The sequence below is a fragment of the Streptomyces sp. NPDC031111 genome, from assembly GCF_055570675.1.
Genome location: NZ_JBVIGS010000009.1, coordinates 299,081 through 323,221 on the forward strand (window position 1 = coordinate 299,081; position 24,141 = coordinate 323,221).

A 24,141-nucleotide genomic window follows, 5' to 3' on the forward strand; every position below is an offset into this window, starting at 1 on the left:
CCGGGAGGATCGAGCGAATTGACCGACCTGTCTGCTTTCCCGCTGCCCTTTCTCGCGTCCCGCGCCATACCGCTCACGAAGCCCCGCACGCTGCGGGAGCTTCAGATGATCCAGTGCAGCGCCGAAATCCGGTCGAAGCCCGAGTGGTTCGTCAAGATGAACGATGCCGGAATCGCCGCCAAGTGGACGCGAGAAGCGCTCGACCAGGGCCTGACCGAAGCGCAAATCCGTTATGTGCTGGCCGAGCTCGCGCATTACGCCGGGCTGCGGGACGAGCGAACCGGCATCGAGGTGTCCGCCGTGGACGGGGTGTGGCAGTCGGACACGCTGGTCGACGACGGGCTCAGGTCCCGGCTGCGTGAGGCGGTCCGGGTGCTGGAAGAGGTCCCCGAAGCGGAGAAGGACTGGCACCCGGGATCCGACGGCCAGGTACTGGATCTGGTCCATCCGTCACTGTTCTGCCTCGTGCGCGGGCTGAGCGACATACCCGAGCAGGCGTGGCGGGGCCCGGCCGACACGAGCGCGCGGTACGAATTCTCCAAGAAATTCCAGTGGCTGCCCACGGACGTCGAGGTCGGCGACGACGGCGATGTCGTCTTCCGCTCGTACGTCAACAACGTCCACCCGGTGGCTCATCGCGAACTCGCCTCCGTCCTGCCGGACCTGTTCGCCCGCATGCGCCCGCTCTTCGAGAACGTGCTCACCGATCTGCGCCACCATCGGCCCCTGCGGATCGAGGCCGACCCCTACTCGTGGTACGAGGGCGCGGGCGAGCCGGTCGAACCCGAGGACGAGGACGACGACGAGGCCTACGAAGCGTACGAAGCGGCCATGGACGAATGGTGGGACAACCGCGTCCCGGTCATCCCGGACGCCCCCGCCTTCACCCCGCCCGCGCCGCCCGACGACTCCGCCCGCGTCGACCTGCGCGGTCGCCGTCTCCAGGTCATCGTCAAGCTCGCCACCATCCATCTCACCCCCGACAAGCCCGAATACGCCGGTGGCTCCTGGCATGTCGAGGGGATGCTGAACGAGCGGATCGTCTCGACCGGCATCTACTACTGGGACAGCGAGAACATCACCGAGAGCCGGCTGAGCTTCCGGGCGGCGGTCGACGACCCGCGCTACGAGCAGAACGACGACAACGGCATGCGTGAGGTCTACGGCCTGGAGAACGAGGACGCCCTGAACCAGGTGCTGGGATCGGCATCGACCCCGGCGGGCCGATGCCTGGCGTTCCCGAACGTCCTGCAACACCGCGTGGGCGCGTTCCGCCTCGCCGACCCCACTCGGGCGGGCCACCGCAAGATCCTCGCGTTCTTCCTGGTCGACCCGTCGGTGACCATCCCGTCGACCTCCGATGTGCCGCCGCAGCAGCCGTGGGCCGACACGTCGACCATGACGCTGGACGAGGCCAAGGGCTACCGCGAAGAACTCATGAAGGAACGCAAGTTCTTCGTCGACGAGCACAACGAGCAGCTCTACGAACGGGAGTTCTCGCTCTGCGAGCACTGAGCACCCGCGACCTCAGGAGGTGCCGGTGAACAGGACGTCCGAGGCCGGGGGTTGCGGTACGGCTGTCGTGTCCCCCGGCGAGGGGACGACCGTCGACGCCGGGGTGACGGACTCGCCCGGAGGGGGCGTGACGGGTGGGTCGGTCGGGCCCTGAACGGGGGCCACCGTGCCGGAGACCGGGACCTTCTTACCCGCCGCGGGGCTTTGACCGAGGACGGTTCCGGAGCCGGCCGTCGCGGAGGGCTCCTCCGCTGTTTCGACGGCCAGACCCAGCCCCTCCAGAATCCCCGTGGCCTCCTCGACGGAGCTCCGCGTCACGTCGGGCACCTCGACGTCTTCGCCGTCGTCTCCGCCGTCGTCCTCGGTGCCGGCCTCACCCGGGTCCTCGGGCAGGGCGGTGTCCCGTGTGCCGTCCGAGCCCACCGGCCGTTCCAGTCCGGCATCCGACTCCTGGACATCGACCAGCCGGTGGGCCTCGACCTCGTCCCCGTCGTCCGCCGGCTCGACCTTGACGACCTTGTCGCGGGCGTACGACGTCCACTTCTTGTTCTCGCCCTTGAAGTCGACGTCGGCCCGCTCGACGTCGTGCTCGAACACGCCCAGCGGGTTGCCGTCCTGACCGTCACGGTCGACGCCCCCGAGCGGCTGCCGCAGCCCTCCGCAGCCGTCGAGGTCGCCGCGTGCCGGGTGGCGGTCGAGGCCGTGACCAACATCGCCCGGCACTCCGCCGGCACCACCGCCCACCTCGTCCTGGAGCTCGCGGACCCCGCGCTCCTGCGCGTGACGGTCGCCGACAGCGGCCACTGTGCCGGGACATGGACACCCGGCGTGGGGATCCAGTCCATGTACGAACGCGTCGAGGAGATCGGCGGCAACCTCACCATCCGCACCACTCCGCAGGGCGGTTGCGATGCATACCCCCTAGGGGTATAACTAATGGCGTCAGTGGCGGTACCCCCATGGGGTACCCGACCGTCTCATCTCGTCTTGGAGGAACCATGTCCTGCTGCACCCCTGACGGCACCTGCTCCACCGGCACCGCCACGGCCACGGCGACCCAGGGCACCGCCACCGTCTACAACGTCTCCGGGATGACCTGCGGCCACTGCAAGGCCACGCTCACCAAGGAGATAGGCGCCCTGGAGGGTGTCCTGGCGGTCGACGTCGACCTCGAGGCCGGCCAGGTCACGGTGACCACCGAGGCCGAGCCCGACGACGCGCTGCTGGCCAAGGTCATCGACGAGGCCGGCTACGAGCTCACCGGCCGCGCGGCCTGAAACGCCCGCAACCGGGATCAGCGAGAGGCGGGGAGTTCGTCGGCCGTACGGTCGGCGGGTTCCCCCGACGCGACCACCGTGGCGGCCGGCCGGGCGCGCAGGCCGAAGGCACTGATCAGCGTGGCGAGCAGCGCCGCGGCGAGCGGCACCCACAGGGCCCCCTGGTAGCCGTGGATGTGAACCCGTCAAGGTCCACGGAGGGCAACACCTCTGGTGCGTACACGTCAAGTCACGCGTCCCGTCGTGCGCGAATGAGTGTGTCGAGTCGCTGCCACGCCGGGGACGAGGCGTTGACCGCGCGCTGGATGAGGGCGGGGATCTCGGAGGCTTCGTCCAGCTCGGGTGGTTCGTCAGGTCCGTAGCGTTCCCGGGTCGCCTCGGCGATCCGGCGGGCGAGGTCGTCGATGCGGGGATCGTCGGCATCGAGATCGTGCGCGTGGTCGTAGTCGAGGAAGAGCTGCCGTAGCGCCGGGTCCGCGAGAGTCTCGGCCTGGTCGTGGAACAGGGTGATCGCGCGGTCCGGGTGGGTGGCGAACACGAGGATCCACAGGTCGCGTTGGAGGTCCACCCACCGAGGGGTGAATCCCCAGCGGGTCAGGTGCTTCAGATGGTCTGCGACCTCACCGGGCAGCGGTGTCAGATGCCCGGCGGCGAGCCGGCGCAGACGCCCTTGCGTTGCCCGCAGGCCACGAATGCGGTGGGTGAGCTCGTCGTCGATCTCGCACAGGGCCTGCTGAAACGCCTCGTCGCTCGCTGATCCAAGCTCTCGGATACGGGCCAGTGGGACGCCGGCTTCGGCGAGCGTCCGGATCTTGATCAGATCAATGGCGTCGTTCGCGCCGTACCGTCGGTAGCCGGACGCATCGCGGTCGGGCTCGGGGAGTAGGCCCTTGTCGTGATAGACGCGGATGGTTTTGACCGACACTCCGACGTACCTGGCCAGCTGCCCGATGGTGATCACCTGGCCATCGTCCCACTTGACCCTTCCCCTGGGGCAGGGTTGCAGCATGGTGTCATGGCGAACACGAACATCGATCGGGCGACTCTGCGGCAGCTGGCCGATGAGGGCAACGAAACCGCTTTGGACCGGCTGGCCGACCTCGCCGACGCAACCGGCGACCTCGCGGAGCTGAGCGATCTGTTGGATGAGGGCTCCATGCACGCCGGATTCCTCCTCACGCGACGCGCGGCCACGGCCGGCGACCTGCGCGAGCTGCAACGAATCTCCGACGCCGGCTACGAGGAGGCCGGAGACGAACTGGCCCGGCTGCTCAAGGCACCGGCCGACGGACAACGGGACTGAGCCGACCGGTCGCTCCAGCCGCGCTCCGGAGCACGGCCATCGACCAGGCCCTCGAGCGGCACTGCGCTCAGGCCGTGGCCGACGCGTGCTCGCCGGCCGCCTCGGCACCCCCTTGCCGCCCCGACGCCCCGGCCTGCGAGAGTGGTCCCGTGCTGCTGGATCCTGAGAACACTCTGTTCGTCCGTGGGGCCACACCCGTTCTCCTGCTGGCCGGCGCCCCTGTCCACGATGCCCTGCCGCCCCTCACCGCGCCGGACGGCGCGGTGCCCCTGTGCGAGGGCTGGAACATCGTTCCCCGACTCACCCTGTGCGTCGTGGACGGACCCGGGGGCCACGGTCTCGTCGTCCCCGCCCTCGCCGCGCCGGTGGTCGGCGGAGCCGACGACGGCACGGCACCGAGCGGCATGGGCGACTGGTGCGCGGACGCCGAGCAGGCCGGCGGAGCAGTCGTTCTGTCCTTGGACCGGCTGCCTGAGGCACTCGACTGGTCCGCCCTGCTGTCCTCGGGCACCGCACGCGGCGGCTTCATGCCTGCGCCGGCCTGACCGTCGGACCGCCGGACCCGCAAAGCGAGCGTTAGCCTGAACTCAGTGCTGTTAGGCGAGACTTTCGAGACCGAGCTTGGCCAGGCGCGAGCGGATGGCGCTGGGCTTCCGGCCGAACTGCTCTCCGAGGGTGCCGAAGTCCCGTTCGCCTTGTTGGTAGAGCGCGAGGAGACGGGCGTCGTCCTCCGGTGACCATGGGTGGCCCATCCGCGGAAAGCGAGCCCGCAGCTCTTCCGGCGTCTCACGCTTCCTGTCGGTATCGCCGTAGGGGCAGACGGACTCGATGATGTCGAGCGGGAACTCTCCGACGTGGGTGCCTGTGAGCCAGAGGTGCAGGTGGCCTTCGTCGAACGTGATCCGATCAGCCTGGATGGTCACTGCCCGCCGTAGTACGTCGCTGTCGTCCGGGTCCTGGTGGTAGTCGGTGAACGTGAGACGGAACGCGGTGCGCACGATGGATTCCCCCATGGGGGCCATCCTGGCTTGCCTGTTGGGCATGCGGTAGATCGTTTTTCGTCCCTGCCCGCTGCACGCAGCGCGCCGCCGGGCCTTTGTTTCACGACCAGACGAGTCGCCCGTCGGCGACCTCACAGACCGGATGGTCTCCATCGGCGATCTTCGTCAGCGTCCCCGCCACCGAGTCGAAGTAGTGAGCCAGTGATTCGTACTCGTCCGTGATCGTGATCTCACCCACGACCCACCTGCCGACCCGCCCGTCCCGCACGTCGATGAACTTCCCCGTCCAGCCGTCCTGATCCGACAGGAAGGGAATCCACTCATTGCGCCAGAACGGATCGTCCGGCCGGTCCGGAGGATCGAATCCACCGGGCACGGAGCGGTTCGAGTAGAACTTCTCCATCGCCCGGATGCCCAGAAAGAAGCGTCCTTCATCCGGGAACCCGGCGAAGCCGCAACATGCCACGTCGTCATACACATCTTCCTCGGGAAGATCCAAATTGTTCCGCAGCAGCCACGCCCGCAGATCCTGAGGGAGGGGGACACCCATCCGTTCCTCGGCAGCCGCGAGCAGCTGTTCCGTAGCGGGCCCAGGCAGATCCGCGTAATCGGCGGGGGCGTGCTGCCGAAGAAGACTCATCACGCGGGACCAGCTCTCCGCCACACTCATTTCCCTCTACCCCTCTGCACGAACGCCCCTGCGCCACTGAGGGTTGGAGCGTCGACCGGAGAACCTCGCGGGGATGGTACTCCGAGCAGGCTTCCTGCCCCCATCCCATCGGCCGCCTGGCGAGGCCGTCACTCACCGCGGTTGGTACGAGAGCACCGGGTCTGCCCAGCCTCCCAGAACGGAGGACGGGCATATGGGAACACCGACTGGACGCGTGTGCAGCAGCCAGTGAGCCAAGGGACACGAGCACCGCAAGGACAGATCCCGCCGGCCGAGCCGGCCTACGAGGAAGACTCGGGGCCCTCATCGCAGAACTGCCGGTGTCGGGTAGTCGAGCAGAGGTAATGCCAGGGGATCCCGGTCCCGCTCACGCACGGGATGGCGTCCAGAGCCGATGCCGCATCTCGCGGCGTACTCGGCGTCGAAGTCCTACGTCCTGATGCTCACCGAGGCCATGTCCGAAGAGAACCGCAGACATGGGCTCCGCATCTTCGCCGTCTCCCCCGGCGACACTGAAACGCCGATGAACCCGGGGGCCGCGAAGAACAAGCGCCAACCGGAGCAGGTCGTTGACACGGCGTGGAAGGCCATCTCGGGTTCATCGCCTTCGGTGGTGGACGGCTTGGCGAACAGCATTCTCGCCACGCTCTCATCGCGCTTCTTCTCCAAGCGCTTGAGGCTGCGCATAGCCGAACGGATGATGCGCCACAAGGAAGCCATGGCATGACAGGGCGGGCGGATGCCTACGGTTGAGAGGGTCTCCCAGCGCGCGCCTGGTTGGTGGCCGGTGCAGCGCGGTGCGCGTCTCTGCGTCCGGGTGGGGGCTCGCCCGCCGCAGCTCACGCCGGCGGGGCAGCTGCCTGTGCCAGCGTCGGGTAGTCCGTGTAGCCGTCCGGGCCGCCTACGTACATCAGCGGTCCCTGCCGCAGCGGGTTCAGCGGGGCGCCCGTCCGTAGCCGCTCCACCAGGTCCGGGTTGGCGAGGAAGGCGCGGCCCAGGGAGACGAGATCTGCCCCTGCGTCCAGGAGCCGCTCGCCCGCCGCCTTGCCCCCGTCTGCCGGGCCCGGACCGGACCAGTCCAGTCGGGGGTTGGCCAGCAGGGTGCCGGGCCAGACGCCGCGGAGCTTGGCGAACAGCGGCTCTTCCGGGTCGGCGAAGACGGGGTGGAGGTAGGCGAGGCCGTCGCCGGCCAGCTCCTCCACCAGAGCCAGGTACAGCTCTTCCGTCTCCTCGCCCTCGTCGATGCCGTTGACGGTGCTGCCCGGCGAGATGCGCAGCCCCGTCCGCTCGGGCCCGATCGCGTCTGCGACCGCGCGGACGACCTCCACAGTGAAGCGGATGCGGTTCTCTACGCCGCCGCCGTACGCGTCGGTGCGGCGGTTGGTGTTGGGGGCGAGGAACTGGTGCAGGAGGTGGCCGTTGGCGGAGTGCACCTCGACGCCCTCGAAACCGGCGGCGCGGGCGTTCCGTGCAGCTGTCGCGAAGTCGGCGACGGTCGCCGCTATCCCCTCCGCGCTCAACTCTTCGGGCACCACCGTTGGTTGCTTGCCGTGCGGCGTGTGGATCGTCCCCGGCAGCGGGACGGGCGACGGGGCGACGGGGGCCAGCCCGCTCGTGTCGGGGTGTCCGGAGCGCCCGGCGTGCTGCAGCTGCAGGAACATCCGACCGCCCTGGGCTCGTACTGCGTCCGTCACTCGACGCCAGCCCGCGACGTGCTCGGGTCGGTGGATACCGGGGATGTTCGGATACGACTGGCCCACGGCGTTGGGTGTCGTGCCCTCCGCGATGATCAACCCCGCGGTGGCGCGCTGCGCGTACTGCTCAGCCATGAGATCGGACGGAACGCCGTCCGCGTGTGCCCGGTTCCGCGTCAGCGGCGCCATCACGAGGCGGTTTGGGAGGGCGAGCGGACCGAGGTGGACGGGCTCGAAGAGGCGGCTGTCGGTTCCGGTGGTTGCTGCCGTGTTCGTCATGTCCGTAACGTAAGAGCTGACATCAGTGTGAGGTTCAACTGCCGCAGGGGGTAGGGAACATGCGCATAGGTGAACTGGCCCGACGCTCCGGGGTGAGCGTACGGTCCTTGCGTTACTACGAGGAGCAGGGGCTACTGACCTCCGAGCGCAGCCCTGGCGGGCAGCGGCATTACGGGGAGTGGGCCGTGGACCGCGTCATCCGCATCCAGGCCCTCTACGCCGCCGGGCTGTGCAGCGCCAAGATCCAGCAACTGCTGCCGTGTATGCGGGACGCGGACGGAGGCCCCTCCTCTGTGGCCACACCCCGCCTCATCGCCCAACTTGCCGAGGAGCGGGCCCGCATCGACAGCAAGATCGCCGATCTGATGCTCACGCGCGACATCCTGGACGAGACGATCGAGGTCGCCTCCGCATGAGCCCCGCCAGAACTGCATCGGACAGGGCTCCGGGGCGGTTGGGGTGGGATCGGTCGTCGATCTGTGCGCGGAGCGCGGCCAGGGTTTCGAGGGCGGTTTCGAGGCGGGGCGCGAGGTGATCGCTGAAGGGTGCGGGGTTGGCGTCGGTGATCTCCAGTGCGGCGCCGATGGCGTCGGCGGCACTCTCGATGCGGCCCGACCGGCTCGACGAGGTCGCCCACGCGCTCGACGTGAAACGTCAGCTTATGCTCGCGAAGCGGAAAGAGTTCGGAGCGTTCGCCGGACTGCTGCGCGGTCTGCTCGATCGCCGGGCCATCGAGACCGCGGCCCGCGCGGGCGATCCTCTGGCGGGTGTACAGAATGTGTACGGCCCGTCCGGGCAGTCCCGGACGGGCCGTAGCGAAACGCCCGCTGAACAGGCGTTTCTATTTGTGCCCCCGGCAGGATTCGAACCTGCGACACCCGCTTTAGGAGAGCGGTGCTCTATCCCCTGAGCTACGAAGGCGGAGCCGCACGTGTGCGGTCGCTGGCGTCAGCGTACCGGATGGGGGTCAGCCGCGGGTGGTTCGGGTCACCTGGACGCGGTGGCCCTTGGGGCCCGTTGGGAGGACCGTGACGCGGATGCCCTTGCGGTGGTCGACGAAGCTTTCGCCGGGGGTGAAGGTCGCGTCCGAGAGTTCCGCGTGGACGTTGGGGGAGCGGGTGCAGCCGCCGCTGTCGCGTCGGGAGTCGAAGACGGTGATCGGGCCCATGCCCGTGTCGACGTTCGCGTCGACGCGGTAGACGAGGATGCCGGGGCGGCACACCGCCTCGTCGTTGCCGGCGCGGGTGCGCAGTTCGACGGCGTAGCCGGAGTGGTCGTCCAGGGGGATGAAGACCAGTTTCGGGCCGCCCGCCTGTGCGAGGGGGGTGAGGACGTACTCCCTCGTGCCCGCGCTCGCCGCGCAGCCGACCTGGGAGGCGTCGAGCCAGCCCAGCTTCCACTTGTGCCAGGCGAGGAGGTCGTTGTTGGCGCCCCAGTCCTCGCTCATGATGTCCCAGTGGCCGACGGCGCCGCCGCCCTCGGCGGTGTAGAGGTCGGGCAGGCCGAAGACGTGGCCGTTCTCGTGGGGCAGGACGCGGTAGCCGGTGCGGTCGTAGGAGCCGGAGCCGTCGTCCTGGCGGGAGTAGACGAAGGACGCGTTGGAGACGGGGACGCCGTCCGCGTTCGGGGCCTCCTTGTTGCCCGCGAAGGTGACGGACAGGACCGTGTCGAGGGCGGCCGGGCCCGCGTTCGGGGTCACCAGCACGTTCAGCAGGTCGTACGCCTTGAAGTCCACCTCGGGATCGGCCTCGGCCACGATGTCGCGGACCAGTTCGCGGTAGCCGGGGTCGAAGGGGGCGCCGCGCTCTATGCCGTACTGGCGGAACGACTTGGGCATCCGGAGCCAGTCGGGGATCGGGAGTTCGGGGCGGTAGTCGAGGCGGCCGTAGGAACTGGTGGCGAACCACTCGCGGGTCTTGGGGAAGAACTCGCGGTAGCGGTCGAGGGCGTCGCCCTCGCCGGGTGCGTCCGAGAAGTCGATCATCAGGGTGAGGGCGCGGACCGTGCCGGTGGAGCGGGTGTAGCCGGGGGGCGTGGGGATGCCCTCGGACATCTGGACCCCGCCCTCGCCGGTGATCATGCACGGGCCGTGGGCTGAGGTGCGGGACAGGGCGCTGGGTCCGGCGCCGGCGGTGGAGGTGCCGGGGGAGAGGTGGCCGTTTCCGGCCGAGGTGCTGACCGCGAGGGTCAGGGCGGCCACCGAGGTCAGTGCGGCCAGTCGGCGCGGGGATATCCGGCGTCGGCTCGGCTGCGGCTGCATGCGGGGACCTCCGCTCCACACGGCAGCCGCCGGTCTCCGACTGCACCCTCCCGATCACCCTGCGTCGCCGGGTGTGCGGACGCTCGCTGGGAGGGCCGATCGTGGGGCGCGGTCCGGTGGAGCCTGTGAGGCGAGTCACAGGGAAAGGAGTCGGCGGCGGGAAATAACCGGGGATCGTTTCCCCGTTTAGACCTGTGTCCGTGCGAAACGGGGACTTGCTCCCCGGATTGCCAGGACGGCGACACAAGCCAAGCGACACAAGGGCCAAGCCCGCCAACCACGACCCAGGAGTGCACCGTGCAGACCGCCAGTCCCGTAGCGCGCAAGATGCCCAGGCCCCGCGCCGACGCTCTGCGCAACCGGGAGCGGATCGTCACCGCCGCCCGGGAGATGTTCGTCGAGTTCGGGCCGGACGTGCCGCTCGACGAGATCGCCCGCCGCGCCGGTGTCGGCAATGCCACGGTGTACCGCAACTTCCCCGACCGTGACGCGCTGGTGCGCGAGGTCGTCTGCTCCGTGATGGACCGTACGGTGCGGGCGGCCGAGCAGGCGCTCAACGAGACCGGGGATGCCTTCGAGGCGCTGGAGCGCTTCGCGCACGCGGCCGCCGACGAGCGGATCAGCGCGCTGTGCCCGATGGTCTCCAGCACCTTCGACCAGCACCACCCCGACCTCGAGGACGCTCGCCGGCGCGCCGAGAGCCTCGTCGCGCAGCTGATGGACCGCGCCAAGGCGGCCGGTCAGCTCCGTCCCGACGTGGAGTACGGCGATCTGATGGTGGGCGTCGCCCAGCTGAGCCGGCCCCCGGCCGGTACCGGCTGTGTGAACGCCGACCGTTTCGTCCACCGCCATCTCCAGCTGTTCCTGGACGGGATGCGGGCTCCGGCCCCGACCGTCCTGCCGGGTGCGGCCGTGACCGTGGAGGATCTGCGCTGCTGAGCGATCTCTGACGCGAGCAGGATTCCCGTTCCGGCGGCCGTCCCTTGGGCGAGTCGTTCCCTTTACGACACCCGATTTTTCCTTACACAGTCCCGATTTCCGTCACAAGTACCGAAGTGGGTACCCCCATGTCTCAAACAGCCTCAGTGGCCACAAAGGCCACGGGCGTTCCGGATGCCAACCGCTGGAAAGCGCTCGTCTTCATCGCGCTCGCCCAGCTGATGGTCGTCCTCGACGCCACCATCGTGAACATCGCCCTGCCCTCCGCCCAGCAGGACCTGGGCATCTCGGACGGCAACCGCCAGTGGGTGGTCACCGCCTACGCGCTCGCCTTCGGCGGACTGCTGCTGTTCGGCGGCCGGATAGCCGACCTGTGGGGGCGCAAGCGGGCCTTCGTGCTCGGTCTGGGCGGCTTCGCGCTGGCCTCCGCGCTCGGTGGTGCGGCCACCAATGAGGCGATGATGTTCGGCGCCCGCGCCCTCCAGGGTGTGTTCGGCGCGCTGCTCGCGCCCGCCGCGCTGTCCCTGCTCGCGGTGATGTTCACCGACGGCAAGGAGCGCGCCAAGGCGTTCGGCATCTACGGCGCGATCGCCGGTGGCGGTGGTGCCGTCGGCCTGATCCTCGGTGGTTTCCTCACCGAGTACCTGGACTGGCGCTGGACCTTCTTCGTGAACATCCCGTTCGCGGTCGTCGCCGCGGCCGGTGCGTACTTCGTCATCCGTGAGCCCGAGGGCGGCCGCAACCGCTCGCCGCTCGACATCCCCGGCGTGATCCTGTCCACGGTGGGCCTGGTCGCGCTGGTCTACGGCTTCACCCGCGCGGAGTCCGAGGGCTGGAGCGACTCCCTCACCATCGGCATGTTCGTCGCGTCCGCCGTGCTGCTCGCCGCCTTCGTGGCGGTCGAGGCCAAGGTCAAGGCGCCGCTGCTGCCGCTGCGCGTGATCACCGAGCGCAACCGCGGCGGGGTCTACCTCTCGCTGGGTCTGGCGATCATCGCGATGTTCGGCCTGTTCCTCTTCCTGACCTACTACCTCCAGGTCGTGAAGGGCTACTCGCCGGTCAAGACCGGTTTCGCCTTCCTGCCGATGATCGCGGGCATGATCACGGGTTCGACGCAGATCGGCACCCGGCTGATGACCCGGGTCGCGCCCCGGCTGCTGATGGGCCCCGGCTTCCTGGTCGCCGCGCTCGGCATGCTGCTGCTGACGCAGCTGGAGATCGACACCTCCTACGCGGCGGTCCTGCTGCCCGGCATGCTGCTGCTCGGTCTCGGCATGGGTACGGCGTTCATGCCGGCCATGTCGCTGGCCACGCTGGGCGTCGAGCCGCGTGACTCCGGTGTCGCCTCCGCGATGGTCAACACCTCGCAGCAGGTGGGCGGCGCGATCGGTACGGCCCTGCTGAACACGATCGCCGCCTCGGCCACCACGTCCTACGTCGCCGACCACATCGGCGGTGCCACGAGCCGGTCCCAGCAGCAGCTGGTCCAGCTCCAGGGACAGGTGCAGGGCTACACCAGCGCGATCTGGTTCGCCGTGGGGATCCTGGTGGTGGCCGCGGCCATCGCCCTGGTCCTGATCAACGCCGGCCGGCCGGGCAGCACCGCTGTCGCCGGGTCCGCCGACGAGAACGCCGAGGACGAGGTGGCGGTGCCGGTCGTCGTCCACTGACGGACGGCTGTACGCCGCTTCCCACCACTTCGGAGCGCCGGAGACCTACCGTACGGACGAGGAGGGGACGCCTCGTCCGTACGGCTTCCCGGATCTGCCCCGGCCCCCGCCGAGAAGCGGGTGCCGGGGCAGTTCCACATCGGGCGCCCCCGCGTCAGCGGAGCCAGGGCAGATCCGCGCCCGCTCCGCTCGGCTGGAGTCCCTCGGCGATGATCCGCATGATCTCGCCGAGGGACTTCTGCTGTTCCGGGGTGAGCCGGTCGAAGACCGCCTGGCGTACGGCGTCCACATGGCCGGGCGCGTGCCGGCGCAGCACCTCCTGGCCCTCGTCCGTCAGTACGGCGAACTGGCCGCGCTTGTCGGAGGGGCAGTCCTCACGGCGTACCCAGCCGTGCTTCTCCAGCCGGGCGACGGCGTGCGAGAGACGGGAGCGGGTGATCTTCGCGGACATCGCCAGCTCGGTCATCCGTAGCCGCCGGCGCGGGGATTCGGCGAGTTTGACCAGGAGGCCGTAATAGACGTGCGGCATGCCCGCGTCGCGCTGGAGCTGACGGTCGAGGTGGTCTTCCAGGAGGGTGGCGGCCTCGATGTACGAGCGCCAGACGCGCTGTTCCTCGTCGGTGAGCCAGCGGGGCTCGTCCCCTGATGCCGACGGTGCTGCGGGTGCCGTGTTCATGTACTCCACTGTACGGCGACTCTCCTTGAAGGTTAAACAATTTTGGCGTACTGTCGATGGAGCAGGTTGAGAGTTCAAGTAACCCGGATTCGAGTCGCCGGATCCAAGCCGCCGGAGCGACGTGGACCGCGTCGAAGGGAGCCGCTGTCATGACCGCCGCCACCCAGGAGCGCATGCCCGCTCTCTACCTCAGCCACGGCGCCCCGCCCCTGGCCGACGACCCCGTCTGGCCCGGTGAACTCGCCGCATGGTCGGCCGGACTGCCCCGCCCGAAGGCGATCCTCGTCGTCTCCGCCCACTGGGAGGAGGCCCCGCTCGCCCTGGGCGCCACCGAGACCGTCCCCCTCGTCTACGACTTCTGGGGCTTCCCCGAGCACTACTACCGGGTCACCTACGACGCCCCCGGCGCCCCCGCCCTCGCGGACTCCGTCCGCAAGCTGCTGCGCGCCCCCGGCACGCCCGTACAGGACGTCCCCGACCGAGGGCTGGACCACGGTGCCTACGTCCCCCTGGTCGAGATGTACCCCGGCGCCGACATCCCGGTGCTCCAGGTCTCCATGCCGACCCTGGACCCGGTGCGGCTGATGGAGATCGGGCGCAGGCTCGCGCCGCTGCGCGACGAGGGCGTGCTGATCATCGGCTCCGGGTTCTTCACCCACAACCTGGCCGCGCTGCGGCAGGGCGGCATCCCCGCCTGGTCGACGGAGTTCGACGACTGGGGCAGGCGGGCGCTGGAGTCCGGCGACGTGGACGCGCTGCTCGACTTCACCCGCAAGTCCCCGGCGGGCTCGCTCGCCCATCCGCGCACCGAGCACTTCGCCCCGCTCTTCGTGACCATGGGCGCCGCGGACGCCGCGGGGGAGCTCGGGGAACAGAAGTCCGTGATCGACGGGTTCTGGCTGGGGCTGGCCAAGCGGTCGGTGCAGTTCGGCTGACCCGGCCGGGCTAGAGCTCCTTCTCGTGCCAGGCCACGTCCCACCAGCGGCCGAACTTGCGGCCCACCTCCCGGTACGTGCCGACGTACCGGAAGCCGAAACGCTCGTGCAGCCGCGTGGAGGCGTCGTTCGGCTGGGCGACCCCCGCGTAGGCGCGGTGCACGTCCTCCTCCGCCAGGGCCTCGAAGAGGGCCTTGTAGAGGAGGGTGCCGATGCCGCGCCGGCCGGCGTCCGGGGCGACGTAGACCGTCGTCTCCACGGAGGTCGCGTAGGCGGGCTTGGGCCGGAAGGGGCTGGAGGTGGCGTATCCCAGGATCCGCCGCGAGTCGGCGCCCGTGGCAACCATCAGGCGGTACGGGCCGTCTACAGGGTGGGAGAGCAGCCAGGGGCGGCGCTCCTCCGGGGTGAAGGGCGCCGTGTCGAATGTGATCGCCGTCTCACGTACGTAGTGGTTGTACAGGTCGGTGAGGGCCACCAGATCGCCCTCCTCGCCCGGCCTGACCTGGATCTCCGTGAGCTCCGACGGCATTCCGCCTCCTCGCGTGGCCGGACAGGGTACTGCATGATCAGAAAAATCGGGGGGCGGGTTGGGAATTCTGTCCGGATTCCAGTCGTTGTTTCCATCGGATGCAGGGCACTCGACCAGAGTCCGGAGGGACCTGAGAGACGTGTTGAGCGTCCGCAGGACCACCCGCTGACCTCATCATCGCAAGGGAGCACGCATGGCAACCCGCGCCGTCGCCCGTCGTCAGTCCGCCACCGGCGAGACGGCCGACTCGGCACGCAGTGTTCGCGCCCATGGCGGCGAGATCGCCGACCGCGACCTGGTCGGCATGTACCTCGACGAGATCGCGCGCACGCCGCTGCTCGACGCCGCCAAGGAGGTCGAGCTGTCCCAGATCATCGAGGCGGGTGTGTTCGCACGGCAGATCCTCGACGGTCTCGAGGAGAACAAGGCCGGGGCCACCGAGGAGGAGCTCGAGGCCCTGTACGACGCCAGTGAGCGGGCCAAGGACGTCTTCATCCGTTCCAACCTGCGCCTGGTCGTCGCCGTGGCCCGCCGCTACCCCCGCAGCGGTCTGCCGCTCCTCGACCTGATCCAGGAGGGCAACGCCGGTCTGGTGCGCGCGGTGGAGAAGTTCGACTACCGCAAGGGCTTCAAGTTCTCCACGTACGCGACGTGGTGGATCCGTCAGGCCATCACGCGGTCCATAGCCGACCAGTCGCGCACCATCCGTCTCCCCGTCCACCTGGTGGAGGAGCTGGGCCGGATCCGGCGCGTGCAGCGCGAGTTCAACCGCGAGCACGGCCGTGACCCGGAGCCCGCGGAGGTCGCCGCCGAGCTCGGTTCCACGCCGGAGCGCGTCGTCGACGTGCTCGACTGGGCCCGTGACCCCGTCTCGCTGAACATGTCGGTGGACGACGAGGGCGAGACCCAGTTCGGTGACCTCCTGGAGGACACCTCCGCGGTGTCGCCGGAGCAGTCGGTGCTGACGCTGCTGCGCAGCGAGGAGCTGGACGACCTGATCGGCCGCCTCGACCAGCGCACGGCCTCCATCATCAAGATGCGGTACGGCATCGAGGACGGGCGCGAGCGCACGCTGACCGAGGTCGGCAAGGAGCACGGCCTGACCCGCGAGCGCATCCGTCAGATCGAGAAGCACGCGCTGCTGGAGCTGAAGAAGCTGGCCCGGGACACCGGGTTCGACGCGGCGGCGTGAGGCCCGGCGACGACGCGGTAGCGTGACGCCCGGACCGAGCACGGTGGTGTGACGGCCGAGTCCGGTGCGGAGCCCAGGCCCTTGGGGGGCGACGGGGCCCGTGCCGGGCCCCGGCCGCGTACGCCGGGTGGCGAAAGACCGCGCAAAACATGGCTGTTCCCCGCCGCTTCAACCCGCCGGGCGCCGGGAACAAGAATGCCAGGCCCAGGAGTTCGAACTCCGGGGCCACCTGAGACCCTGGACCCACGAGCCACGTCCCGACGCACAACCCCCCCCGGCGCCGGGACTTCCCAGAGCCGGGTTCGGCGCCCTCCCCCCGGGCGCCGGGCCCGGCTTCCCCATGTCCACGGGGCGCGGGCCTCTCCGTACCACCGGGCCGGTTCCGCCCGCTGCCACGTCGGCACAGCGGGCCACCCCGAACCTGAACCCCGGGGTGGCCCGCCAGATGGCAGATTGTGTCACATGGGCATAGCCTGCCGAACGTGAGCAGCAGCACCACCCCGATGTCGCCCCCTCCGCCGCCCCCGGTCTCGCTCGTCGAACGGCGCAAGGCGGAGACACGTATGGAGATCGCCCGTGCGGCGGCCGGTCTCTTCGTCCGCCAGGGCCTCCGGGCCACCCGTGCCGAGGACATCGCCCAGGCGGCCGGCATCGCCCCGCGCACCTTCTACCGGTACTTCGCCAGCAAGGAAGAGGCCATCGGCCCGCTCTACGCCACCGGTGCCCAGCGCTGGGTGGAGGCGGTGCGCGCCGCCCCCGCCGAGGCGCCCCTGCCGCGGGTGCTCGAGGACGCCGTGCGCCATACGCTCACCCCCGGCCTCGGGGTGTCGGAGGCCTCCTGGGACTGGGTCCGCACCCTGATCCGGCTGGCGGAGGCGAACCCGGCCCTGCGCCGGGTGTGGGCGGAGGCGTGCCGGGCGGCGGAGCGGGAGCTGGCGCAGGCGCTCACGGACCGGCTGACGGCCGCTCAAGTCCCCTACAGTGCCGACAACGTTGCCGCCCGTGCCCGGCTGGGTTTCACCGCCGCCGTCGCGAGCGCCGCCGTACGCACGGCCATGGAGAGCTGGGCGGCGGGCGACGGCCCCTCCAACGGCCCGCAGGGACCGGCCGAACTGGCCGTCGCCAACCTCGCGGCGCTACGGGACTTCCCGTGGGGCGAGGTGGCCTGACCGGCGGTCGGGGGCGTGGCGTGGTGCCGTGTCGGTGCTGGGCCCGGTGGCGGCCCGCGTACCTCGTGGCGCTGAGGGGCTTGCCGTGGGGCGACCTGACCGGCGGTCGTGGTGCCGTGTCGGTGCTGGGGCCGGTCGGCGGCCGGCGCGCCTGGTCGCGCTTCGGGACTTGCCGTGGCGACCTGACCTGACCGGCGGCCGTGGTGCCGTGTCAGTGCTGGGGCCGGTCGGCGGTCCGCGTACCTCGCGGCGCGTGCTGGGCCCGGTCGGCGGCCCGCTCACCTGGCCGCGCTTCGGGATGTGCCGTGGGGTGATGGGGCCTGACCGGCGGTCGGGGGACGTGACGTGATGCCGTGTCAGCGCTCGCCCCGGCCGGCGGCCCGGCTCATCCGTGCGCCCAACTCACCCGCCGCCTCGGCCAGTTCCGCGGGCTCGTGCACCGTGAAGTCGTACCCGAGCATCGCCAGCCGTACCGCCATCCAGTCCTTGGCGTCGCTCACGGTCGCCCGCAGTCGGCAGCTCCCCTCGTCGAGCGGCTCGGGCGGGCCCAGCCAGCCCGGGAGGCGGGCCGCGACCGTCCCGGCCGGTGCGGCGAAGGTGACGTCGAGCTCGTACGACTCCTGCGCCCGCTGCATGGAGCGGCGCAGATACTCCGCCGCGCTCCCGGCGGGCAGTTCCCTCGGGGTGAAGCGTGCCCCGGTCGCGAAGGGGTCGCTGACCCGGTCGACGCGGAACGTGCGCCAGTCCGCGCGGTCCAGGTCGTACGCCACGAGGTACCAGCGCCGCCCGGTCGACACGAGCCGGTACGGCTCCGTCACGCGCCGGGACCCGGTGCCGTCGGCCGCGCGGTAGGCGAACCGCAGCCGCTCGTGCCCGGCCACGGTGGAGGCCATGACGATCAGCGTCTCGGGCGCGATGGTCGCTCCGTCGCCGCTGGTCAGCGGGGTGGTCGCGGCCTGGAGCGTGCTGACGCGGTGGCGCAGCCGGCTGGGCAGGACCTGCTCCAGCTTGGCCAGCGCCCGCACGGATGCCTCGTCCACGCCCTCCAGGGCGTGTCCGGCGCCGGCCCGCAGGCCGACCGCGATGGCCACCGCCTCCTCGTCGTCGAGCACCAGCGGCGGCATCGCCTTGCCGGCGACGAGCCGGTAGCCGCCGTCCGCGCCCATCGTCGCCTGTACGGGATAGCCGAGCTCCCGCAGCCGGTCGATGTCCCGCCGGATCGTGCGCCGGGACACCCCGAGGCGGTCGGCGAGCTCGCCGCCGGGCCATTCGCGGGGCGTCTGGAGGAGGGAGAGGAGCTGAAGGAGCCGGGCCGGAGTGTCCGTTGTCATGAAAACGAGGATGCCCGGTATCTAGGACGTGATCTGACCTACTTGGGTCATAGCTTTCGGGACATGACCTTCACCGACACCCCGCAAGCCCCGCAGCCCGTCGCGGGCGACCGGCGCCGCTGGTTCGCGCTGGCGATCGTGATGACCGCGGCCTTCATGGACCTCGTCGACGTCACGATCGTCAACATCGCGATCCCGTCGATCCAGCGCGACGAGGGCGCCACCTTCAGCCAGATCCAGTGGATCACCGCGGGCTACGCGCTGGCCTTCGCCGCCGGGCTCGTCACCGGCGGCCGGCTCGGCGACATCCACGGCCGCAAGCGGATCTTCCTCATCGGCATCGGCGGATTCACCGTCGCCTCCGCACTCTGCGGGCTCGCCGTCAACCCGGAGATGCTGGTCGCCTCCCGCATCCTCCAGGGGGCCATGGCGGCGCTGATGGTTCCGCAGGTGCTGTCGATCGTGCACGCCACCTTCCCCGCCCATGAACGCGGCAAGGTGTTCGGGCTGTTCGGAGCGATCGTCGGCTTGGGCGCGGTGTCCGGGCCGCTGCTCGGCGCGCTGCTGACGGAGTGGAACCTGTTCGGCCTGGAGTGGCGGCCGATCTTCCTGATCAACCTCCCGGTCGGCATAGCGGGCCTGATCCTCGGCGGCCGCTTCATCACCGAGTCGAAGGCCCCGCGCGCCCTGCGGCTGGACCTGGTGGGCGTCGCGCTGGTCACGCTCGGTCTGCTGATGCTGCTCTACCCGCTCACCCGCGGCCGTGAGCTGGGCTGGCCGGTGTGGGGATACGTGTCGATGGCCGGCGCGCTGGTGGTCTTCGCGGCGCTGGTGGCGTACGAGCGGGTCAAGGGCGCCCGGGACGGGTCCCCGCTGATCGAGCTGTCCCTGTTCCGGGTGAAGAGCTTCGCGGCGGGCATCGCCGTGCAGACGGTGTTCGGTATCGGCCTCGGCATCTTCTTCCTGGTCTGGACGCTGTACATGCAGGTCGGCCTGGGCTGGAGCGCGCTGCGGGCCGGACTGACCGGTGTGCCCTTCTCCGTCGCGGTCTCCGCGGCGGCCGGCATGTCGGTGCAGCTGCTGGTCCCGCGCTACGGACGCAAGGTGCTCCAGGCGGGCGCGCTGGTGATGGCGGCCGGTGTCCTGATCTACATGTGGGAGGCCGAGCGGTACGGCCAGTCCATCGCATCCTGGCAGATGGCGCTCCCGCTGGTGGTCATGGGCGTCGGCATGGGTCTGATCGTGGCTCCGCTGACGGACGCGGTGCTGTCCGAGGTGCCGCGTGAGCACGCCGGGTCGGCGTCGGGGCTGATCAACACCGTGCAGCAGATGGGGAACGCGCTGGGTCTCGGGCTGGTGTCGGTGGTGTTCTTCGGGGTGATCGATGAGCGGCTCGCGCCGGCCGAGGTGGGTCCGGCCTTCGCGGACGGTTTCCAGCACGCGCTGGGCTGGGTGGCCGTGGTGATGGGCGTGATCTTCCTGCTGATGTTCGCCCTGCCCAAGCGGCCGGCGCAGCATGTGGAGGGGGCGGGGGAGGCTCCGGTGACGGTGGAGAAGGAGCGCGAGCTCGTGTCCTGAGCGGGCGGCGCCCACGGCTGACGGGAAGGGCCCGGCACCTCACGGGGGTGCCGGGCCCTTGCCGTCTCTGCCCGCAGTCCCCAACGGACCGTAGTCCCCAACGGACCGCAGTCCCCAACGGGTGCCCGTTCATGCCCGAACATGCCCACTCATGTTTACTTCACCGACTTCCGGGCGTACTCTGCGAGCGAAACCACAGGTTCGGGCATGAACGGACTCGGAGGCAGACGGACATGTACGCACCGGAACGCCAGCAGGAGATTCTGCGGCTCGCCCGCGACGGCGGCCGGGTGGACGTGATCTCGCTGGCCGAGGAGTTCCAGGTGACCGCCGAGACCATCCGCCGGGACCTGAAGGCACTCGACCGCGCCGGCCTGGTCCGCAGGGTGCACGGCGGGGCCATCCCCGTCGGACGCCTCGACTTCGAGCCCGACCTCGCCGAGCGGGAGACGACCGCGGCGGACGAGAAGGACCGCATCGCCAAGGCCGCCCTCGCCGAACTCCCGGCCGACGGCACCGTGATCGTCGACGCCGGTTCGACGGCCGCCCGGCTCGCCGGAGCCCTGCCGGTGGAGCTCTCCCTCACCGTCGTCACCCACAGCCTGCCCATCGCGGCCCGCCTCGCCGACCACCCCGGCATCCAGCTGCATCTCGTCGGAGGGCGGGTCCGGCACCGTACGCGCGCCGCCGTGGACGCCTGGGCGCTGCGCGCGTACGCCGAGATCCGCGCGGACGTCCTGTTCGTGGCCGCCAACGGGTTCTCCGCCGAGCACGGGCTGACCACCCCCGACCTCGCCGAGGCCGCCGTGAAACGCGCGGCCATGGCCGCCGCCCGCCGCGTGGTGCTGCTCGCCGACTCCTCCAAGCACGGCCAGGAGCACTTCGCCCGCTTCGGCGACCTCGGCGACGTGGACCTGCTGATCACCGACACCGGGCTGAGCCCGCAGGACGCCGCCGCGATCGAGCGCGGCGGCACGGAAGTAGTACGCGCATGATCCTCACCGTCACCCCCAACCCCTCCCTGGACCGCACCTACGAGGTTCCCTCGCTGGACCGCGGTGAGGTCGTCCGGGCCACCGGCGAACGCGTCGACCCCGGCGGCAAGGGCGTCAACGTCTCGCGCGCCGTCGCCGCGGCCGGCCGGCGCACGGTCGCCGTGCTGCCCCTGGGCGGCGCACCGGGCGCCCTGGTCGCCGATCTGCTCGACGCGCAGGGCATCGAGGTCGCTCCGGTCCCGGTCGTCGGCGCCACCCGCTCCAACATCGCGCTCGCGGAGGCCGACGGCGTGCTGACGAAGATCAACGCGCCGGGCCCGGAACTGACCGCGACCGAGCGGGAACTGCTCCTGGACACGGTGCGCCGGCAGGCCCCGGACGCCGACTGGATCGCCTGCTGCGGCAGCCTGCCCCGCGGACTCGCCCCCTCCTGGTACGCCGACCTGGTCGCCCGGGTGCACGACGCGGGCGTACGCATCGCGCTCGACACCTCCGGACCGGCACTGCTCGCGGCCCTGCGCGCGCGGCCCGACGTGGTGAAGCCGAACGCCGGGGAGCTCGCCGAGGCCGTGGGGCGGCCCCTGGCCACCGTGGGCGACGCGCTGAAGGCGGCCGAGGAACTGAGGGAGGCGGGAGCCCGCGCCGTCCTCGCGAGCCTCGGCGCCGACGGACAACTGCTCGTGGACGACGACGGCGCGTGGTTCGGCACCGCGCCGGTGGACGCCGTCCGCAGCAATGTCGGCGCCGGTGACTCCTCACTCGCGGGCTTCCTCGTCGCCGGCGGCCGGGGCCCCGGGGCACTCGCCTCCGCCGTCGCCCACGGCGCGGCGGCCGTCCGGCTCCCCGGCAGCGTGATGCCGACCCCGGACGACCTGGACCCGGCGGCCGTGACGGTCACGGACGACGTCCCGGTGGGCCGCCCCCTGCGGGAGCCCACGTCATGAACCCCCGCACCCCCCACCGCACCCCCGTCCCCTCCCCCGCCCACCCCGCTGTACGGGCGATACGCGTGCGAAGGAGCCCGCGATGAGTGACCTGATCACTGCGGAGCTGGTCGATCTCGACCTGTCCGCCGACACCAAGGAGGCGGCGGCACGCGCCCTCGCCGAGCGCATGGTGACCCTGGGCCGGGTGACCGACCTGGAGGGCTTCCTCGCCGACGTCGCCGCCCGCGAGGCGCAGATGCCGACCGGCCTCGACGGCGGCATCGGCATCCCGCACTGCCGCAGTGAGCACGTCACCGAACCCACGCTGGCCTTCGGACGCAGCGCCGCCGGGATCGACTTCGGGGCGGCGGACGGACCCGCCGACCTGATCTTCCTGATCGCCGCCCCGGCCGGCGCCGACGACGCCCACCTCACGATCCTTTCGTCGCTGGCCCGGCAGCTGATGAACACCGAGTTCACCACCGCCCTCCGGTCGGCCGGGGACGCGGCCGCGGCGGCGGCGCTCATCCGCGGCGACGAACCCCCGACGGCCGGGGCGAGCGGCACCGAGGACACCGTGACGGCGCCGGCGGCGGCCTCCGCCGGCGCCGCCACGGGCACCGACACCCCCGAGGACCGCCCGTTCCGGGTCGTCGCCGTCACCTCTTGCCCCACCGGTATCGCCCACACCTACATGGCGGCCGAATCGCTGGAGAACGCCGGCCGGGAGGCGGGCATCGAGATCGTCGTCGAGACCCAGGGCTCCGCCGGCTTCACCCGCCTCGACCCGGCCGTGATCGCCGCGGCGGACGCCGTGATCTTCGCCCATGACGTCCCCGTACGGGAGAAGGACCGCTTCGCGGGCAAGCCCACCGTCGACACCGGCGTCAAGGCGGCCATCAACCACCCCGCCGACCTGATCACCGAGGTCCGCGGCAAGGCCGAACGCGGCGAGGTCACCACGGCCGCCGCCACCGGTACGCCCGTCGAGCGTGCCGGCGACAGCGGCGAGGGCTACGGCACCAAGCTGCGCACCTGGCTGATGTCCGGCGTCAGCTACATGGTCCCGTTCGTCGCGGCGGGGGGACTGCTCATCGCCCTCGGCTTCGCGATCGGCGGCTACGAGATCAACGAGGCGCCCTCGGTGATGGACCACTTCGTGTGGACCCAGGCCGACAGCTGGGGCGCCCTCCTCTTCCAGATCGGCGGCGTCGCCTTCGGCTTCCTCGTCCCGGTCCTGGCCGGATACATCGCCTACGGCATGGCCGACCGGCCCGGCCTCGTGCCCGGCTTCGTCGGCGGCGCGATCTCGCTCACCATCAACGCCGGATTCCTCGGCGGACTCGCGGCCGGCCTGATCGCCGGCGGGGTGGTGATCGCGATCCAGCGGGTGCGCATCCCCACGGCGCTGCGCGGCATCATGCCCGTGGTGGTGATCCCGCTGATCTCCGCCGCGGTCGTCGGGTTCCTGATGTTCGTCGTCATCGGCAAGCCCATCGCCGAGGCCCAGAAGGGCATGACCGACTGGCTGAACGGCCTCACCGGCACCAACGCCGTCCTGCTCGGCGCCCTGCTCGGCCTGATGATGTGCTTCGACCTGGGCGGCCCCGTCAACAAGGTCGCCTACACCTTCGCCACCGCCGGGATCGCCGTCGCGAGCCCCAGCGACTCCGCGATGAAGATCATGGCCGCGGTGATGGCCGCCGGCATGGTGCCGCCCCTGGCGATGGCCCTGGCCACCACCGTCCGCGGCAAGCTCTTCAACCGGACCGAACGCGAGAACGGCAAGGCCGCCTGGGTCCTGGGCGCCTCCTTCATCTCCGAGGGCGCGATCCCGTTCGCCGCCGCCGACCCGCTGCGGGTCATCCCCGCCTCCATGGTGGGCGGCGCGGTCACCGGCGCCCTGTCGATGGCCTTCGGCGCCACCCTGCGCGCACCGCACGGCGGCGTCTTCGTGGTCCCGCTGATCGGCAACCCGTTCCTCTACCTCGTCGCCATCGCCGCCGGTGTCTGTGTCACCACGGCCCTGGTGATCGTCCTCAAGGGCCTGCGCGGGCCGGTGCGGGGAGCCTCCGGCACGAGCCCCGGCGAGGGCACGGCCCCGGCCGCCCGGAGCAAGGAGACGGTGGCCGCGTAGGGCCTACGACGATGCGTCCGTTTGGGTAGGTGTGCGCGGTTCATGCCTACTGCGATATAGATCAC

The 24,141-nt window shown here is 70.8% G+C and carries 26 protein-coding genes and 1 tRNA gene; 16 read left to right on the forward strand and 11 right to left on the reverse strand.

Annotated elements, in window-relative coordinates; translation table 11 throughout:
* Positions 1-18: 18 nt before the first annotated feature.
* Entirely contained in the window at positions 19-1,515 is a 1,497-nt protein-coding gene (locus ACZ470_RS20900; protein WP_468429134.1) for a DUF4246 domain-containing protein, read from the forward strand.
* A gap of 12 nt (positions 1,516-1,527) precedes the next feature.
* On the opposite strand, the gene ACZ470_RS20905 is transcribed toward ACZ470_RS20900, so the two are convergent.
* Positions 1,528-2,112 carry a PASTA domain-containing protein gene (locus ACZ470_RS20905; RefSeq protein ID WP_468429136.1) on the reverse strand — a complete coding sequence of 195 codons (585 nt, stop codon included), beginning with the start codon at positions 2,110-2,112 and terminating at the stop codon, positions 1,528-1,530.
* On the opposite strand from ACZ470_RS20905, the gene ACZ470_RS20910 reads away from it, so the two are divergent.
* Positions 2,101-2,448 carry a sensor histidine kinase gene (locus tag ACZ470_RS20910; RefSeq protein WP_468429138.1) on the forward strand — a complete coding sequence of 116 codons (348 nt, stop codon included), beginning with the start codon at positions 2,101-2,103 and terminating at the stop codon, positions 2,446-2,448. The two genes, ACZ470_RS20905 and ACZ470_RS20910, sit on opposite strands and share 12 nt — an antisense overlap.
* A gap of 65 nt (positions 2,449-2,513) precedes the next feature.
* Positions 2,514-2,792 carry a heavy-metal-associated domain-containing protein gene (locus ACZ470_RS20915; protein ID WP_468429140.1) on the forward strand — a complete coding sequence of 93 codons (279 nt, stop codon included), beginning with the start codon at positions 2,514-2,516 and terminating at the stop codon, positions 2,790-2,792.
* A gap of 17 nt (positions 2,793-2,809) precedes the next feature.
* Here ACZ470_RS20915 and ACZ470_RS20920 read toward each other — a convergent pair whose 3' ends face one another.
* Both ACZ470_RS20920 and ACZ470_RS20925 read right to left on the reverse strand, forming a co-directional pair.
* Positions 2,810-2,941 carry a hypothetical protein gene (locus tag ACZ470_RS20920; RefSeq protein ID WP_468429142.1) on the reverse strand — a complete coding sequence of 44 codons (132 nt, stop codon included), beginning with the start codon at positions 2,939-2,941 and terminating at the stop codon, positions 2,810-2,812.
* Positions 2,942-3,021: 80 nt separating this feature from the next.
* Positions 3,022-3,753, reverse strand: a complete 732-nt coding sequence (locus tag ACZ470_RS20925) for a MerR family transcriptional regulator (RefSeq protein ID WP_468429144.1) — start codon at positions 3,751-3,753, stop codon at positions 3,022-3,024.
* 54 nt (positions 3,754-3,807) lie between these two features.
* On the opposite strand from ACZ470_RS20925, the gene ACZ470_RS20930 reads away from it, so the two are divergent.
* Both ACZ470_RS20930 and ACZ470_RS20935 read left to right on the forward strand, forming a co-directional pair.
* A complete protein-coding gene (locus ACZ470_RS20930) occupies positions 3,808-4,095 on the forward strand; it encodes a hypothetical protein (protein ID WP_468429145.1) in 288 nt (95 codons plus the stop codon).
* A gap of 149 nt (positions 4,096-4,244) precedes the next feature.
* Positions 4,245-4,640: a hypothetical protein gene (locus ACZ470_RS20935; RefSeq protein ID WP_468429146.1), complete on the forward strand. Its 396-nt coding sequence runs from the start codon at positions 4,245-4,247 to the stop codon at positions 4,638-4,640.
* A gap of 51 nt (positions 4,641-4,691) precedes the next feature.
* Here the strand turns inward: ACZ470_RS20935 and ACZ470_RS20940 are convergent, their stop codons facing one another.
* The gene (locus ACZ470_RS20940; RefSeq protein WP_468429148.1) at positions 4,692-5,108 is read right to left on the reverse strand and encodes an SANT/Myb-like DNA-binding domain-containing protein; all 417 of its coding nucleotides are present in this window, start codon (positions 5,106-5,108) and stop codon (positions 4,692-4,694) included.
* Positions 5,109-5,196: 88 nt separating this feature from the next.
* Positions 5,197-5,766, reverse strand: a complete 570-nt coding sequence (locus tag ACZ470_RS20945; RefSeq protein WP_468429150.1) for an SMI1/KNR4 family protein — start codon at positions 5,764-5,766, stop codon at positions 5,197-5,199.
* Positions 5,767-6,160: 394 nt separating this feature from the next.
* Between ACZ470_RS20945 and ACZ470_RS20950 the strand changes: the two genes are divergently transcribed.
* Positions 6,161-6,493: an SDR family NAD(P)-dependent oxidoreductase gene (locus ACZ470_RS20950; protein WP_468429152.1), complete on the forward strand. Its 333-nt coding sequence runs from the start codon at positions 6,161-6,163 to the stop codon at positions 6,491-6,493.
* 112 nt (positions 6,494-6,605) lie between these two features.
* Here ACZ470_RS20950 and ACZ470_RS20955 read toward each other — a convergent pair whose 3' ends face one another.
* On the reverse strand, positions 6,606-7,739 hold the full coding sequence (locus ACZ470_RS20955; RefSeq protein ID WP_468429154.1) for an alkene reductase: 1,134 nt from the start codon (positions 7,737-7,739) through the stop codon (positions 6,606-6,608).
* A 59-nt stretch (positions 7,740-7,798) separates the two neighbouring features.
* Between ACZ470_RS20955 and ACZ470_RS20960 the strand changes: the two genes are divergently transcribed.
* Positions 7,799-8,155 (forward strand): MerR family transcriptional regulator, encoded by a 357-nt coding sequence (locus ACZ470_RS20960; RefSeq protein ID WP_468429156.1) that lies wholly within the window; start codon positions 7,799-7,801, stop codon positions 8,153-8,155.
* Between the two features lie 432 nt (positions 8,156-8,587).
* Here the strand turns inward: ACZ470_RS20960 and ACZ470_RS20965 are convergent.
* Both ACZ470_RS20965 and ACZ470_RS20970 read right to left on the reverse strand, forming a co-directional pair.
* Positions 8,588-8,660: transfer RNA gene (locus tag ACZ470_RS20965), tRNA-Arg, on the reverse strand.
* Between the two features lie 46 nt (positions 8,661-8,706).
* Positions 8,707-9,999 (reverse strand): M6 family metalloprotease domain-containing protein, encoded by a 1,293-nt coding sequence (locus ACZ470_RS20970; protein WP_468429158.1) that lies wholly within the window; start codon positions 9,997-9,999, stop codon positions 8,707-8,709.
* Between the two features lie 297 nt (positions 10,000-10,296).
* Here ACZ470_RS20970 and ACZ470_RS20975 point away from each other — a divergent pair, with 297 nt between their 5' ends.
* Both ACZ470_RS20975 and ACZ470_RS20980 read left to right on the forward strand, forming a co-directional pair.
* Entirely contained in the window at positions 10,297-10,938 is a 642-nt protein-coding gene (locus tag ACZ470_RS20975; protein ID WP_468429159.1) for a TetR/AcrR family transcriptional regulator, read from the forward strand.
* Between the two features lie 128 nt (positions 10,939-11,066).
* Positions 11,067-12,608 carry an MFS transporter gene (locus tag ACZ470_RS20980; RefSeq protein WP_468429160.1) on the forward strand — a complete coding sequence of 514 codons (1,542 nt, stop codon included), beginning with the start codon at positions 11,067-11,069 and terminating at the stop codon, positions 12,606-12,608.
* Positions 12,609-12,762: 154 nt separating this feature from the next.
* Here ACZ470_RS20980 and ACZ470_RS20985 read toward each other — a convergent pair whose 3' ends face one another.
* A complete protein-coding gene (locus ACZ470_RS20985) occupies positions 12,763-13,284 on the reverse strand; it encodes a MarR family winged helix-turn-helix transcriptional regulator (RefSeq protein WP_468429161.1) in 522 nt (173 codons plus the stop codon).
* A gap of 173 nt (positions 13,285-13,457) precedes the next feature.
* On the opposite strand from ACZ470_RS20985, the gene ACZ470_RS20990 reads away from it, so the two are divergent.
* Positions 13,458-14,219 carry a dioxygenase family protein gene (locus tag ACZ470_RS20990; protein WP_468429218.1) on the forward strand — a complete coding sequence of 254 codons (762 nt, stop codon included), beginning with the start codon at positions 13,458-13,460 and terminating at the stop codon, positions 14,217-14,219.
* Between the two features lie 10 nt (positions 14,220-14,229).
* Here ACZ470_RS20990 and ACZ470_RS20995 read toward each other — a convergent pair whose 3' ends face one another.
* The gene (locus tag ACZ470_RS20995; RefSeq protein WP_468429163.1) at positions 14,230-14,748 is read right to left on the reverse strand and encodes a GNAT family N-acetyltransferase; all 519 of its coding nucleotides are present in this window, start codon (positions 14,746-14,748) and stop codon (positions 14,230-14,232) included.
* A 193-nt stretch (positions 14,749-14,941) separates the two neighbouring features.
* Here ACZ470_RS20995 and ACZ470_RS21000 point away from each other — a divergent pair, with 193 nt between their 5' ends.
* A complete protein-coding gene (locus ACZ470_RS21000; RefSeq protein WP_468429164.1) occupies positions 14,942-15,940 on the forward strand; it encodes a sigma-70 family RNA polymerase sigma factor in 999 nt (332 codons plus the stop codon).
* Between the two features lie 503 nt (positions 15,941-16,443).
* Positions 16,444-17,109 carry a TetR/AcrR family transcriptional regulator gene (locus tag ACZ470_RS21005; RefSeq protein WP_468429220.1) on the forward strand — a complete coding sequence of 222 codons (666 nt, stop codon included), beginning with the start codon at positions 16,444-16,446 and terminating at the stop codon, positions 17,107-17,109.
* A gap of 356 nt (positions 17,110-17,465) precedes the next feature.
* Here the strand turns inward: ACZ470_RS21005 and ACZ470_RS21010 are convergent, their stop codons facing one another.
* Positions 17,466-18,440, reverse strand: coding sequence for a helix-turn-helix transcriptional regulator (locus ACZ470_RS21010; RefSeq protein WP_468429166.1), 975 nt, complete (start codon positions 18,438-18,440; stop codon positions 17,466-17,468).
* Positions 18,441-18,503: 63 nt separating this feature from the next.
* Between ACZ470_RS21010 and ACZ470_RS21015 the strand changes: the two genes are divergently transcribed.
* From ACZ470_RS21015 to ACZ470_RS21030, 4 genes are all read left to right on the forward strand, one after another.
* Entirely contained in the window at positions 18,504-20,018 is a 1,515-nt protein-coding gene (locus tag ACZ470_RS21015) for an MFS transporter (RefSeq protein WP_468429168.1), read from the forward strand.
* Positions 20,019-20,251: 233 nt separating this feature from the next.
* Positions 20,252-21,013 (forward strand): DeoR/GlpR family DNA-binding transcription regulator, encoded by a 762-nt coding sequence (locus ACZ470_RS21020; RefSeq protein ID WP_468429170.1) that lies wholly within the window; start codon positions 20,252-20,254, stop codon positions 21,011-21,013.
* A complete protein-coding gene (gene pfkB, locus ACZ470_RS21025; protein ID WP_468429172.1) occupies positions 21,010-21,957 on the forward strand; it encodes a 1-phosphofructokinase in 948 nt (315 codons plus the stop codon). The genes ACZ470_RS21020 and pfkB overlap by 4 nt, the downstream gene beginning before the upstream one ends.
* An 82-nt stretch (positions 21,958-22,039) precedes the next feature.
* Complete coding sequence (locus ACZ470_RS21030; RefSeq protein WP_468429174.1) at positions 22,040-24,076, forward strand: PTS fructose transporter subunit IIABC; 2,037 nt, start codon at positions 22,040-22,042, stop codon at positions 24,074-24,076.
* Positions 24,077-24,141 lie beyond the last annotated feature (65 nt).